General features: G+C 62.0%; 17 protein-coding genes. 12 read left to right on the top strand and 5 right to left on the bottom strand.

Annotated features, from left to right (window positions below; translation table 11 throughout):
- The first annotated feature begins 3 nt into the window (after nt 1-3).
- The 4 genes from CKW39_RS04680 (at nt 4) to CKW39_RS04665 (ending at nt 3,120) form a co-directional block, all read left to right on the top strand.
- Nucleotides 4-396 carry a metalloregulator ArsR/SmtB family transcription factor gene (locus CKW39_RS04680; RefSeq protein ID WP_095797020.1) on the top strand — a complete coding sequence of 131 codons (393 nt, stop codon included), beginning with the start codon at nt 4-6 and terminating at the stop codon, nt 394-396.
- A gap of 5 nt (nt 397-401) precedes the next feature.
- On the top strand, nt 402-1,337 hold the full coding sequence (locus CKW39_RS04675) for a cation diffusion facilitator family transporter (RefSeq protein ID WP_095797272.1): 936 nt from the start codon (nt 402-404) through the stop codon (nt 1,335-1,337).
- A 97-nt stretch (nt 1,338-1,434) separates the two neighbouring features.
- Nucleotides 1,435-2,118, top strand: coding sequence for a CDP-alcohol phosphatidyltransferase family protein (locus CKW39_RS04670; RefSeq protein WP_095797019.1), 684 nt, complete (start codon nt 1,435-1,437; stop codon nt 2,116-2,118).
- 3 nt (nt 2,119-2,121) lie between these two features.
- Nucleotides 2,122-3,120: a phosphatidate cytidylyltransferase gene (locus CKW39_RS04665; protein ID WP_095797018.1), complete on the top strand. Its 999-nt coding sequence runs from the start codon at nt 2,122-2,124 to the stop codon at nt 3,118-3,120.
- Nucleotides 3,121-3,134: 14 nt separating this feature from the next.
- Here CKW39_RS04665 and CKW39_RS15725 read toward each other — a convergent pair whose 3' ends face one another.
- Nucleotides 3,135-3,257, bottom strand: coding sequence for a type II toxin-antitoxin system RelE/ParE family toxin (locus tag CKW39_RS15725; RefSeq protein WP_254049298.1), 123 nt, complete (start codon nt 3,255-3,257; stop codon nt 3,135-3,137).
- 8 nt (nt 3,258-3,265) lie between these two features.
- Complete coding sequence (locus CKW39_RS15720) at nt 3,266-3,403, bottom strand: type II toxin-antitoxin system RelE/ParE family toxin (protein WP_158222908.1); 138 nt, start codon at nt 3,401-3,403, stop codon at nt 3,266-3,268.
- A gap of 226 nt (nt 3,404-3,629) precedes the next feature.
- Between CKW39_RS15720 and CKW39_RS04650 the strand changes: the two genes are divergently transcribed.
- A complete protein-coding gene (locus CKW39_RS04650; RefSeq protein ID WP_095797016.1) occupies nt 3,630-4,049 on the top strand; it encodes a ChaB family protein in 420 nt (139 codons plus the stop codon).
- On the opposite strand, the gene CKW39_RS04645 is transcribed toward CKW39_RS04650, so the two are convergent.
- The gene (locus CKW39_RS04645; protein WP_095797015.1) at nt 4,046-4,525 is read right to left on the bottom strand and encodes a GNAT family N-acetyltransferase; all 480 of its coding nucleotides are present in this window, start codon (nt 4,523-4,525) and stop codon (nt 4,046-4,048) included. The two genes, CKW39_RS04650 and CKW39_RS04645, sit on opposite strands and share 4 nt — an antisense overlap.
- Nucleotides 4,526-4,587: 62 nt before the next feature.
- Here CKW39_RS04645 and CKW39_RS04640 point away from each other — a divergent pair, with 62 nt between their 5' ends.
- The 6 genes from CKW39_RS04640 (at nt 4,588) to CKW39_RS04615 (ending at nt 9,354) form a co-directional block, all read left to right on the top strand.
- A complete protein-coding gene (locus tag CKW39_RS04640; protein ID WP_095797014.1) occupies nt 4,588-5,550 on the top strand; it encodes a 1-phosphofructokinase family hexose kinase in 963 nt (320 codons plus the stop codon).
- 48 nt (nt 5,551-5,598) lie between these two features.
- A complete protein-coding gene (surE, locus tag CKW39_RS04635; RefSeq protein WP_095797013.1) occupies nt 5,599-6,447 on the top strand; it encodes a 5'/3'-nucleotidase SurE in 849 nt (282 codons plus the stop codon).
- Nucleotides 6,448-7,296: 849 nt separating this feature from the next.
- Nucleotides 7,297-7,833, top strand: coding sequence for a hypothetical protein (locus CKW39_RS04630; protein WP_095797012.1), 537 nt, complete (start codon nt 7,297-7,299; stop codon nt 7,831-7,833).
- Nucleotides 7,830-8,150, top strand: coding sequence for a hypothetical protein (locus CKW39_RS04625; protein ID WP_095797011.1), 321 nt, complete (start codon nt 7,830-7,832; stop codon nt 8,148-8,150). The genes CKW39_RS04630 and CKW39_RS04625 overlap by 4 nt, the downstream gene beginning before the upstream one ends.
- Complete coding sequence (locus CKW39_RS04620; protein WP_095797010.1) at nt 8,147-8,665, top strand: hypothetical protein; 519 nt, start codon at nt 8,147-8,149, stop codon at nt 8,663-8,665. Before CKW39_RS04625 ends, CKW39_RS04620 begins: the two co-directional genes overlap by 4 nt.
- A 170-nt stretch (nt 8,666-8,835) precedes the next feature.
- Complete coding sequence (locus CKW39_RS04615) at nt 8,836-9,354, top strand: hypothetical protein (protein WP_143469932.1); 519 nt, start codon at nt 8,836-8,838, stop codon at nt 9,352-9,354.
- Here the strand turns inward: CKW39_RS04615 and CKW39_RS04610 are convergent.
- Together CKW39_RS04610 and CKW39_RS04605 are read right to left on the bottom strand one after the other, a co-directional pair.
- Nucleotides 9,351-10,001 (bottom strand): maleylpyruvate isomerase family mycothiol-dependent enzyme, encoded by a 651-nt coding sequence (locus CKW39_RS04610; RefSeq protein WP_238663361.1) that lies wholly within the window; start codon nt 9,999-10,001, stop codon nt 9,351-9,353. The genes CKW39_RS04615 and CKW39_RS04610 overlap by 4 nt on opposite strands.
- Before the next feature lie 72 nt (nt 10,002-10,073).
- On the bottom strand, nt 10,074-10,562 hold the full coding sequence (locus tag CKW39_RS04605; RefSeq protein ID WP_371514566.1) for an NUDIX domain-containing protein: 489 nt from the start codon (nt 10,560-10,562) through the stop codon (nt 10,074-10,076).
- A gap of 31 nt (nt 10,563-10,593) precedes the next feature.
- On the opposite strand from CKW39_RS04605, the gene CKW39_RS04600 reads away from it, so the two are divergent.
- Nucleotides 10,594-11,598 (top strand): nitronate monooxygenase, encoded by a 1,005-nt coding sequence (locus tag CKW39_RS04600; RefSeq protein ID WP_216823152.1) that lies wholly within the window; start codon nt 10,594-10,596, stop codon nt 11,596-11,598.
- The last annotated feature ends 327 nt before the right edge of the window (nt 11,599-11,925 follow it).

Raw genomic sequence — 11,925 nt, 5'->3', positions numbered from 1 at the left:
CATATGACGATGAAAATCCATTCGAGCGGGCCCCTGTGGTTCGAGGACCGCAGCGCCTACGCAGCGCTCTTCCACGCTCTGGCGGAACCAACCCGGTTGGCCCTGCTGGAACACCTGGCCACGGGCGAGCATCGAGTGCGAGACATGGTCGATCACATGCAGCTTGCGCAGTCCACGGTGAGCAAACATCTGGCGTGCCTTCGGGATTGCGGCCTGGTCTCGGTGCGCGTTGAGGGGCGGTCGTCATGGTTCTCACTGGTTGACCCCGGGCGTTTGGAGAAATTGGTGGCGATGGCCGATGAGCTCATGACCGCGTCCCACGCCGCAGGATCCCTGCGCGATCATCGTGAGCGCCACGAGAAGATCACCGGCCAAGTTGTTCCCGAGGAGGGATGACGAACATGGGTCACGACCACAGCCATTCCCACGTGCCTCAGACCGCGGACCGGGGCATGCGCCGTCGGCTGGTGATTGCTTTCGGTATCACGGCAATCATCGTGATTGCCCAGGCCGTGGGCAGTGTGATCACCGGGAGTCTCGCGCTGCTCACGGACACCGCCCACGCGGCGGCGGATGCTTCGGGCCTATTGGTCGCCGTCATCGCGGCGACCATGATGCTGCGCCCACCCAGTGGCAGTCGCACATGGGGCTTCGCCCGCATCGAGGTGATCGCGGCGCTCGGTCAAGCCGTGCTGCTCCTGGGGGTGGGCATCTACGCAGCGATCGAGGGCATTCGGCGCCTCTTCGAACCCAGTAACATCCCCTCGGTTGAACTGTTGATCTTCGGTGTCATTGGTCTGGTCGCCAACATCGCCGCGATGGCGGTGCTCGCGTCCGCCCGGGACTCGAACTTCAACATGCGCGCGGCGTTCCTCGAGGTGCTCAACGATGCCCTCGGCTCCATGGGCGTGATCATCGCCGCGATCGTCATCCACACCACCGGGTTCCAGCGCGCGGACACCATCGCCGGCCTGTTCATTGCCGCCCTGATCCTTCCCCGCGCCTTCCGGCTGCTGCGCGAAACCGTGGGTGTGCTCATGGAGTTCGCGCCCAAGGGTGTGGACCTGAACGAGGTGCGCGAGCACATCATGGAGCTGGAGCACGTGCGCGATGTTCATGACGTCCACGCGTCCACCATCGGGACTGGTTTGCCCGTGCTGTCCGCTCACGTGGTCGTGGAGGACCGGTGCTTCAGCTCCGGTCACGCGCCGGTGATCTTGGAAACGGTGCTCGACTGCGTGCGTGAGCATTTCCCGGTCTCCTTCGATCACGCCACCATTCAGCTGGAAACCGCCGCCCTGCGGGACAAGGAATCCCCGGAGGTTCGCCACGCCTAGCGCGTCAAAATCCACAGGGCGCTCGCCGGGTCCGCCCGGGTAACGGCCGAGTGTGCCAAGGTGGTTTCAACCGATCCGCGCACTCCCGAGGTGATCCATGGGCTCCAGCACCAATCCCCCCAACGCGCCGGACCCCCTGCGCCGCCCCATTCCGCAGCGCACCACCGGCTGGGCCACGCGCATCGCGGCCGCCCTGCAGCGGGCGGGCCTGAAACCCAACCACATCTCCGTGGCCTCGGTCGGCTTCGCGCTCCTGGGTTGCCTGTGTCTGGTGCTTTCCGCACATTTCGACGACGCCGCTCGCCTCCTCCTACTCATCATCGCCGCCGTGACCATCCCGTTGCGCCTCGTGTGCAACATGTTCGACGGGATGCTGGCGGTGGAGGGCGGACTGAAAACACCCACCGGTGAACTGTTCAACGAGGTGCCGGACCGGATCTCGGACCTGGCCCTGCTTGCGGGAGCCGGCTATGCGGCGTCGACGATGGAGGGCGGTGTGACCCTGGGCTGGCTTGTAGGAAGTCTCGCCGTCCTGACCGCCTACGTGCGTACGCTGGGAGTGAGTGCGGGAGCGGGGCAGTTCTTCGGTGGCGTGATGGCCAAGCAACAGCGGATGTGGACGCTCATGGTCGGGATCTTGGCCACCATGATCGAACCGCTGCTCAATCTGCCGCGCGGCTGGATGCTGTTCGTGACGCTGATCCTCATTGCCGCAGCCTCCGCGCTCACGGTGGTTACGCGACTGCGGTGGATTGCCCGCGAACTCACGAAGCGAGACTGAGTCATGACCGAGATCGGGCTGATCGGTCCGCAGTCGATTCGGCTGCTGATCGGCGTTGGGGTGTTTCTGGTGGTGGCGACCGTGGTCGCCGAGATCATGTTTCGGCGCACCACCAAGGAGGGTCTGCGGAACACCCTGATCAACGTACGGCAGCGGATTTTCGCCTGGTGGATCATGGTGGGTGTGCTCGCGGTGAGCCTGGCGCTCGGCGAAACCGTGATGCTCGTGCTGTTCATGCTGCTTTCGCTCGTGGCGCTGCGGGAGTTCATGGCGCTGGTGCCGGCCGGCGAGAAGGACGGCCGCGCGCTGATCTGGATCATGGCCGTGCTGACCCCACTGCACTACTTTTTCGTTTTCCAGCACTGGTACGGGATGTTCGCCATTTTCATCCCGGTCTACGCGTTCCTTTTCCTGCCCGTGCTGTTGGCGCTGTCTGGCAGAACCGATCATTTCCTGCACCGCGCGGCCCTGAGCCAATGGGGGCTCATGGTGTGCGTGTACGCGCTAAGTCATCTGCCCGCGATCCTGCAACTGCCGGTGGCCTTCAACCAGGGCAAGTCCGCGGCGGACGGTTCTCCCGTTGGCTCAGGCGGCGTGGAGGGCGGTGCGCTCCTGCTGTTCGTGTGCGTGGTGGTGCAGGGCTCTGACGTGCTGCAGTATCTGTGGGGCAAAACCCTGGGCCGCCACAAGATCGCGCCGAACGTGAGCCCCAACAAGACGTGGGAAGGCTTCATCGGGGGAGTGCTCTCCGCGACCGCCCTGGGTGCCGCACTGTGGTGGCTGACCCCGTTCACGCCGTGGCAAGCCGCTTTGCTGTCGCTGATCGCGTGCCTCATGGGCTTCGTGGGCGGCCTGGTGATGAGCAGTCTCAAACGTGATCGCGGCATCAAAGACTTTGGCGCAATCATCCCCGGTCACGGCGGCATCCTGGACCGCACGGACTCTCTGATCTTCGCGGCGCCGGTGTTCTTCCACCTGACGAGATTCTTCTTCAGTGGTTGATCGCCGACGCTTGGCTACTGAGAGCGATACACCCGAGACCGGTGATCCACTTCAAGGATCAGGATGACGATCTCTTCGTCACGGATTTCGGCGAGGGCTCCGTAATCACCAACGCGGTAACGCCAGAGGCCTGACAGAGGGCTAGTCAGCGCCTTCCCGTGAACTCGGGGTCTTCGAGTTCACCGACCTGAGCGATTTTTTGGACGATGCGCTTTGCGATGGTCTTGTCGAGCTTCCCCAACTGCTTCTTGGCCGTTGCCGTGATCTTAATCGTCCAGGCCAAGGTCCTTCACCACATCCTCCAAGTCGAAGATAGGTTCCTCACCAGAGTGAACACGCTCTACGAGCGCTGCGATTCGATAGGTCTCTTCAATACGTGGAAGTGACTCCTCAATGGCTTCACGAAGGTAGTAAGACTTGGGCCGCCCTGTTGAGCGAGCGAGCCATCCTGGCCGCGCGTAAAATTGCCAGCACACTACCTATCGGTGTCTCGCGAGAGGAAGCAGATCATGCCCAAGGCAAACAAGGACGGTCGCGCGATTCAGGACGAAATTCCGTCTACTCTGCAACGTTCGGATGAGAAGGCCCAGGACACGTTCGCGCAGACCTATGACTCCGCCAAGGACGAGTACGACAGCTCATCGCGGGCGGCACGCACCGCGTGGTCAGCGGTGAAGCACACCCACGAGAAGGTGGGGGACCACTGGGAGCCCAAGGACGAGAGCGGACCCTCGGACGATCGTGCCGAAAAAGGTGGGCTCAACAAGGAAGAGTCCGCGGGCGGCGTCGACGCCAATGCCAGCAAGGACCACCTGTACGAGATCGCTCAGGAATTGGACATCGAGGGCCGCTCGGACATGACCAAGGACGAGCTGGTTGATGCCATCGACAAGGCCAACCAGAAAAAGACCAAGGAATCCCGCAGCTAGAGTTTCCGGCCCAGGAACACGGTGGCCGTGGTGTTCTCGTGGAAGGGTTCCACGGGTTCGTAGCCGCGCTTGCGGAACATGGCGATGCCCTCGACCATCTCTTCGTTAAGGGAGACCACGGCGGTGTGGGCACCCAGCGCACGAACCTTGTTCTCCAACGAGCGAACGAGTGTGCGGGCATGACCCTTGCCGCGGTGATCGGGCGTGACCCAGATGCGCCGGAGTTCGGCGGTCGTGTCGTCGAGCTTGCGGACCGCGCCGCACGCAATGACCTCGCCGGAGATCAGTTCCGTCATGAGAAAGAAATCGCCGTTGGGTGGCGTGACCTGCTCCGGTGAGGTGCTTTCGGTGAGGTCAGGATCGAAACCGCCGTCGATGCGGTGATCGAGTTCGCTGAAGTACGCGGTCAGCACTTTCTGCGTGTGATCGCTGGCGGCTTGGCCTTCCAGGATGCGTACGGGTGCGATGGCGTTCATCCCCCCATGGTGACACCGATGCCTACTGTTCACCAGGGCCTAACTCGTAGTAGTTTTCGGCCATGACTCCGACGCCTACCGGGAACAAGCCCCGCGTATCGATTTTGGTTCCCACCCCGTTGTTGGTGGTGGAGATGACCGAGCCCGCTGCCTACCGCAATCGCAGTGACCACGAGTCGGATGTTCATCTGCATCCGGGCGGGCAGGGGCTGTGGGTGGCCCGTATGGCCGGGTCGCTCGGGGCCGAAATTTCCATCAACGGACCCTTCGGCGGAGAGTTGGGGTCGCTGATCCGCACCATGCTCGACGGCATGGGTATGCAGGTCAACGCCGTGCGCTACAGCTACGGCAATGGTGGTTATGTCTACGACTTGCGCGGTGAAGATCGGGAGACCCAGGCGCACATGCCGCCGCCGGAGCTGTCCCGTCATGAGTTGGATGACCTGTACGGTACTGCCTTCGTGGATGCGTTGGCCTCGGATGTTCTGGTGGTCACGGGTGCGGAGCCGGCGGACGTGATTCCGTCGTCCTTCTTTGGTCGGCTCATTCGCGATACCCGCGACGCCGGCACACCCGTGGTCGCGGACCTGAGCGGAAAACCCGCTTTGGCCAGTGTCGACGCGGGCGTAGATGTTCTCAAGATCAGCCACGAGGAGATCATGGACCTCGAGATCGTGGAGGACGAAACCGCCGAGTCTCTCACCGAGGCCGGCAAAATGTTGCTGGAACGCGGGGCGGGCGCCGTCGTCATCTCGCGCGCGAAGGACCCCGCCCTGTTGGTCGAGAAGAACTCGGTGCGGGAGGTGTCCGCGCCGTCGATCACCCCGTTGGACCACCGGGGCGCGGGGGACTCGATGACGGCCGGGATTTCCGTGGGTCTCGCGCGAGGGCTCGACCTGGTCGACGCCGTGGCGCTGGGTGCTTCTGCCGGTGCACTCAATGTGGCGCGGCGGGGTTTAGGCACGGGTAATCGCACGACCATCGAGAAATTCGCACGGCAGATCACCGTCCGGAAGCTGACCTAAACATGCTCGGCTCTGGTGAGCGGGCGGGTGGCATGGAAGCATGGGGCCATGCGCATCCTTGTGACCAACGATGACGGGATAGCTTCCGCGGGACTCGCCGTTCTGGCCCAGGCGGCGCTGGACCGAGGGCACGAGGTCAAGGTCGCCGCACCCGCCGAGGAGTACTCGGGTGCCAGCGCGTCCCTGTCCGGCGAGGAGATTGACGGCAAGATCGCGCTCGTTGACGCCGATCCGCCCAACATGCCCGCGGGTGTCGAGTGCGTGGGTGTGAAGGCCGCACCGGCTCTGATCGCGTTTCTGGCCTCTTACGGGGCGTTCGGCGAAGTTCCGGACATGGTGCTCTCGGGTGTGAACCTGGGCGCGAATACCGGCAAGGCCACACTGCATTCTGGCACGGTGGGAGCTGTGCTTACGGCGGCGTCGCACGGAATTCCGGGGATCGCGGTCTCAATCACGTCCGGACAACCGCAGCACTGGGACACTGCGCTGCTGGTCACCAAGTTCGCGCTTGAACGTTGGGAGTCGCGCGAATTCGACGGCAGGATCTTGAACATCAACGTTCCCGACGTCGCCCCCGACCGTCTCAGGGGTCTCAAGCCTGCCGATCTGGCATCCTTCGGTGCGGTCCAAGCCCAGATCCATCGTGGCGACGACACGCACATTGCAGTGACCTATAGTGCCGAGACCGGGCGGGAAGAACCGGACAGCGACCACTACCTGCTGACCCATGGTTGGGCGACGGCAACGCTGCTTCGGGCGCCGGTCAACGACACGAACGGGCAATTGCGGACCATTGATTTGGAAGAGCTGGGTATTACGTCGAGTTCAGCGCCGGATGCCGCGGAATCTCAAGGGGATATCGACGTCGATGCCGCCACGGTGATGCGGAAAACCTAGACCTGTTTGACTAGAACTGGCCATATGGCCATTGAATGGGTCCGGCAGGAATGACACGGTGGAATGCCTAGAACGTGACGAGTCACGAGACGGTGTTTCAGATGTCTACCGCATTGCCCGAGCATCGAAATGTCCCGAAGCTCACTGACGAGCAGGTCATCGAGTAGGACCGATGGTATCCACATACGGTGGGGCGAGCAGTCGTGTATGCGGCCTGGGTGTACCTTGTCGCGATAGGTGCCGTTACGGCAATTGAAATGCAATTTTCGCTGCTTCGAGACGGTCTGAACTATTGGGGCATCGTTCCTGCCGCCTTGGCCAGCGCTATAGGCCTGTACTTTTCACGGGGTAATCGTCGTGACAGGGTCCGCGGCCGCCTAACCAAGCAAACGCCGAAGAGGAAAAACCAGGTCGCAGACGTTGGGTCAAAACCAGCGGAGCCTGTAACGCCCACATGGGCATTGATTTGTTACGCAGTGTCGATCGGATTCGCCCTCTTCGGCTTTCTGAGCCTGATGAACCATTTGGGCATTTCCGGCCCGCTGAACTGGTTCATCTTCGCCATGTGTTTCATTCCTGCGGCACTACTGATGTGGTTCTCATACCTGGGTAGAAGCACTAATAAAGAGGGCCGTCAGTGAACGCTTTGTTCTACGAGCGTGGCTCAGTCAATGGTCGAGCGGAACTGGTTGGGCCAGTTGGGCCTTCACACTCTCGGTTGTTACCGCTGTGGGTCTGATGGCCTACCTGGTAGGCAAGAAAACTGGCCATTTGGTTAGTTGAAGTGGGCGGTCAGGGATGAAACGGTGGAATGCCCAGAACGTGACGAGTCACGAGAAGGTGTTTTAGATGTCGACCGCAGTGCCAGAGCAACGAGAAGTCGTGACGCTCACCGACGAACAGGTCATTGAGCTGGACTGGTGGTATCCGTGGACCGCGGGTCGAGCGGTTGCATACGCGGCATGGTTGTACTTCTTCACGCTAGGTGCCTTTGGTCTTGTCCAGTTGCTCTCGCCTGGGGTTCAGGCGACCTTGGTCTTCTTCGTCGCCATCGGGCCTGCAGTGGGTGGTGCCATCGGCGCGATACTCGGAAGGGGTATCCGCCGACAAAGAATCAAAGTCTGGCACGAGAAGCGGGTTTTGAAGGCAGAAGCCGGGGGGCTTGAGGTAGGCAATCGTTCATTCCCTCTGCCCCCATCGAACCTGTATGTGGTCGGGGTCGGTGTATCCATCGCGCTTGCGCTGTTCGGACTTCTCAACCTCATCACTCACGTCGGGCTCTTCGAGGCCACTACGGGCTTCACCCTGGTGATGTGTTTCGTGATGGCGGCTATAACGACCTGGGGCATATACACGGGCGGCAATGCACGAAAGGAGCCTGTGTGATGGTCACTGGCATAGACACGAAGTCCGTGAACGGCGCGGATGAGAAATCCAGGAATGCGATCATCCAGGCCGCAGACCCATATTTTCCTCATTCGCCCTGGCGGGCTGTGCTATCGGCTGTGACTCTGGCGCTCATCATGCTCGGATTTGCGACAGCCGTTTCCGTTGTCTTTGATGTCGGAACAGTCAGCCTGCTTCACGTTGTGTGGTTTTTCGTGCAAGGCGCGGTCGTGGCGTCCGTCGGGTATTTCGGCCGTGGGGTTCGCATCCGAAATCTTGAGACCCAAGGGAGAATCCCCAAGGAGGAGAACCTATGAGTGGTTTTTTCAATGTCACGACCATCCCCCGAGCGATCTTCCTCGGGTTCATCCTTATGTTCTTCGCTTTGGGCGTGACGTCGCTCTATAACCTGATCGTGGGTGATGCTGAGCGGGCGTCACCCAACACCCTTGCGTACTTCGCTTTGGGCGGGTTCATCGCCGGTCTTACGGGGTATCTCTTCCGTGATCAGCACATTATGTCCCTCAAGGCGCAGGGACGTCTTGATCCTGACTCCGACGGTTCTGAGCTGCCCATCGGTGGGTCGCCCTCGACCATCCCCAGGCTGCTGGTCTACATCCTTCTGATGACCTTCGTCGTCCAGGGGATCATTACTTTGCTGTCAATGGCCGGGTTGTGGTGGTCAAGGAGTGCGGACTGGGGCGATTGGTTCGTGACAGTCGTCGTTACCTCGCCCGTTGGCCTCATGACGTATTTCCAAACAAGGAAAGACCACACTGCGGAACCTCTCGGGAGTCACGGGGCATCCGACGATCCGGCCGCAACCCATTGACCCTTGAATGAGGCGCTCCCTTCGCGCCGTTTAGAGTCGAAGCCCTCCGCCTCTATCCCTCAGGCAAGGCACGTGCGACGATCTACCTACCGGTCGGTCTGCTGACGATCCTGCAATCACGGGCGTAGGGCTAGCCCGCTTGAGGCAGGGCGCCGTCGGCGTTCAAGAAGGTGAATACTTCATCACGGGGGGCGAAGATTATGGGCGACATACTTAATGCGAGCACCGTTCCGCGAGCCTTGGCCTGGGGTTTCCTCGTTTCAATGTTTGGCCTGGGATTCCTGTCGTTCCTCAATCAGCTGGATGGGCCTGGTGATGTAACTCTTTACAACATCGTCCTGGCGATATTCATAGGAATTGTTAATGGGTCGAGTGCCGTTATTCTCCGACGACGCCGTTTTCAGCGACTGCGGGAGCAGGGCAAAGTGGATGCGGATGCCACGCCGGGCGACCTCCAAGCGGTCAGGCCCCCGCGAACTCTTGGCGAGGTTCTCCTTATCGTCCTTCTGGCAACTTTCGCCATTCGGGGTCTCGCTGCATTACTCGCCTTCATCGGACCCTGGCCCCAGCTGGTTGCGGAATGGAATACTTGGCTAACGCCGTTCCTGATTGCCGTTTTCGTAGGCGTTGGCAGCTTTGTCATCGGCAAGCGGCACCGCGCACCAAAAAGCTCAGAGCCTAAGGTCTAGCCACCGGTTCCCTCCATACGAGCTCGCAGTATTGAGACTCCCGGGCCCTCAAGCTCCTCCAGGTACAGGGCTCGACCAGCCATGGTCATCACCAGGGCGAGCAGGGGTCCGCTGACCATCGGACCGGTCCCCGTGTTAAACGGCCCATCAGTCGCCCTCAAGGACAAGCCCCTCACTAGCCGGTGGCTGTTGACCGCGAAGTCCCGTGAGGCGAAAAACTCTGCAACAGGGATTAGTGCCTCCACGCTGGGTGTCCGCGACATACCCAAGGGCCGCCGGATGTCCTGTGCGTGTACGAGCACCTCACCGAGATAGGCGGGGACATCGGAGGAAGGGGTCGTGGTGCTGCCAACGAGCTGGCGGAAACGATCGAGCGTCTCATTCGGAGTTCGGCCTCGATACTCTTCAATGCGTCGTTGGTTGTGCACATCGACACGGAATCGTGCGCCGATCATGCTGCGCAGCCACCGCAACTGGTTCATGCTGGCGACCGCAACGAGGTGTGCAACGACCTCCTCGACATCCCACCGCCCACACAGTGTGCTGTGCCGCCACTGTTCGGGAGTCAGAGTTGAGAGGTGTTCCGCCAACGCCTCGCGTTCGGCGCGCATCAGCCCCCACAAATGGATGTTCTGGGATTTGGTCATGGCCATCGAGCCTTCCCTCGCTGAGGCGATTCAAACCCCGATTACTGCTTCGCGCAAGAGGGCCGCTAATCGCTACAGCTCTCGCACTGCCGGAATCGCATACCAACGGGCCAGGGGAGCGAGATCCGCAACATCCTCCACGCCGTCTACAGGCTGCCACCGAAGCTCTGCAATCTCACGCGCCGGGACGGGCGTCTCAGCCAGCAGATTGAGCCCCATGAACACATGACTGTGCAGGCCATGCCCGGGTTCGTTGGCGGCGTCGGTCATCCATTCGCCCACGGGAACCAGGTCCTCCGGGGCCAGCGCCAGGCCCAGTTCCTCTTCCACCTCGCGAATGGCAGTGTCCAAGGGGGTCTCGCCCGCCTCGGGTTTGCCTCCGGGAAACATGAACATCCCGGTATTGCGCTTGCGTACGGTCAGCACGTCGCCGTTCGCGCGGCGCAGCACCACTCCGGTCACCTTGATGACGGGACGATCAGCGGCAAGGCCGGGTGCGGCGTCGTCGGAAGTAACTGATGGCGTACGAGAACGGTCGGTGGCAGGGTTGGATTCAGACACCCGACCATCATAGGGAGACACCGTGACCACCATGCTCGACACCCTCTGCGTCCCGCTCATCCAGGCTCCCATGGCGGGTGGGCCGTCCAACGCGGCGCTCGCGGTGGCGGTGTCTCAGGCCGGCGGGCTGGGCATGCTCGCCGCCGGTTACAAGACGGTCGAGGCGATGGCCGCCGAGATCGACGACGTCCGCGCTGGCACACTGAACTTTGGCGTGAACCTGTTCGTCCCCGAAGCGGACCCCTCCGATCCCGAGGCACTCGACGCGTACGCCACCGCGCTCGCCCCCATGGCCGCTGAGCTGGGCATCGAGGCGCCCGAGCCAGGCCCGTTCAACGATGATCAGTACCCCGCCAAGGTTGATTACCTCGTGGCCAACCCGGTCCCGCTCGTTTCGTTCACGTTCGGTCTGCCCACCGCCGACGACGTCGCTCGCTTGCGGTCCGTGGGCACCGAGATAGTCCTCAACGCAACGGATCCTGAGGAGGTCAGCGCTGCCGATGCCCTGCATCCGGACGCGATCGTCGTTCAGGGAGCTGAGGCGGGCGGACACCGGGCCACTCATGGACAAGCCAAGGAACCGTCCGAAAGCAGTACCCACGAACTGGTGAGTCTGGCGCGTGAGTACACGGACAGGCACGTGATCGCGGCCGGGGGAGTGACCAGCCCGGAGATCGCGCAGAACCTTCTCGGAGCAGGCGCTTCCGCAGTTCAAGTGGGAACCCTGTTCCTCACAGCCGATGAAGCCGGCACCAAGGACGCGCACAAGGACGCGCTGGTCAACGGTCAGCACCGGGACACCGTGGTGACCCGGGCGTTCTCGGGTCGTGCGGCGCGAGCACTGAGCAACCGGTTCACCGAACGCATGGCCGCGAATCAAGTGGTCGGGTACCCGCAAGTGCACTACATGACGGCACCGTTGCGAGCGGCGTCAGCGGATAATCCGGAAGGTTTGAATCTGTGGGCGGGTACGGGATTTGCGGTCTGTCAGGCACGGCCCGCGGCGGAGATCGTCGCGGAGTTCCGTAGCCTGTAGCGGGAGATCTCTCCGTGAAAAAGCCCGCCGAGTCGTGTGCATACGACTCGGCGGGCTTTCGTCATCCTGGGGCGAGGCGGGTTACTTCTTAGCCTCGATCCACCGACTCAGGTTAGGGCCGGCGGCCGATATCCCGGATCGGCACTGAGCCGTTTTTTGGCGTGACGTGGTGGCCGGCCTCGCTACCGGTGGTGTTCCACTGATGTTCTTTCGGTTGTGCCGATGCCCGGCGGGTGGTCGGGTGGTTATGCCGGTGGCGGGTGGACGGCGGTGAAGAGCCGCTCGAATCCCTGTTGCCAGGGCCATGCCTGGGGCAGGCGGATGCGG

The organism is Kocuria sp. WRN011, assembly GCF_002295155.1.
Lineage (GTDB): Bacteria > Actinomycetota > Actinomycetes > Actinomycetales > Micrococcaceae > Kocuria > Kocuria carniphila.
This window is presented reverse-complemented; position numbering and strand designations above follow the sequence as displayed.

Excerpts from the sequence above, each read along its gene's own strand:
- CKW39_RS04665 (WP_095797018.1), top strand. The coding sequence starts at position 2,122 with ATGACCGAGATCGGGCTGATCGGTCCGCAGTCGATTCGGCTGCTGATC.
- CKW39_RS04670 (WP_095797019.1), top strand. The coding sequence starts at position 1,435 with ATGGGCTCCAGCACCAATCCCCCCAACGCGCCGGACCCCCTGCGCCGC.
- CKW39_RS04610 (WP_238663361.1), bottom strand. The coding sequence starts at position 10,001 with ATGACCAAATCCCAGAACATCCATTTGTGGGGGCTGATGCGCGCCGAA.
- CKW39_RS04640 (WP_095797014.1), top strand. The coding sequence starts at position 4,588 with ATGACTCCGACGCCTACCGGGAACAAGCCCCGCGTATCGATTTTGGTT.
- CKW39_RS04630 (WP_095797012.1), top strand. The coding sequence starts at position 7,297 with ATGTCGACCGCAGTGCCAGAGCAACGAGAAGTCGTGACGCTCACCGAC.
- CKW39_RS04675 (WP_095797272.1), top strand. The coding sequence starts at position 402 with ATGGGTCACGACCACAGCCATTCCCACGTGCCTCAGACCGCGGACCGG.
- CKW39_RS04600 (WP_216823152.1), top strand. The coding sequence starts at position 10,594 with ATGCTCGACACCCTCTGCGTCCCGCTCATCCAGGCTCCCATGGCGGGT.
- CKW39_RS04645 (WP_095797015.1), bottom strand. The coding sequence starts at position 4,525 with ATGAACGCCATCGCACCCGTACGCATCCTGGAAGGCCAAGCCGCCAGC.
- CKW39_RS04650 (WP_095797016.1), top strand. The coding sequence starts at position 3,630 with ATGCCCAAGGCAAACAAGGACGGTCGCGCGATTCAGGACGAAATTCCG.
- CKW39_RS04620 (WP_095797010.1), top strand. The coding sequence starts at position 8,147 with ATGAGTGGTTTTTTCAATGTCACGACCATCCCCCGAGCGATCTTCCTC.
- surE (WP_095797013.1), top strand. The coding sequence starts at position 5,599 with ATGCGCATCCTTGTGACCAACGATGACGGGATAGCTTCCGCGGGACTC.
- CKW39_RS04680 (WP_095797020.1), top strand. The coding sequence starts at position 4 with ATGACGATGAAAATCCATTCGAGCGGGCCCCTGTGGTTCGAGGACCGC.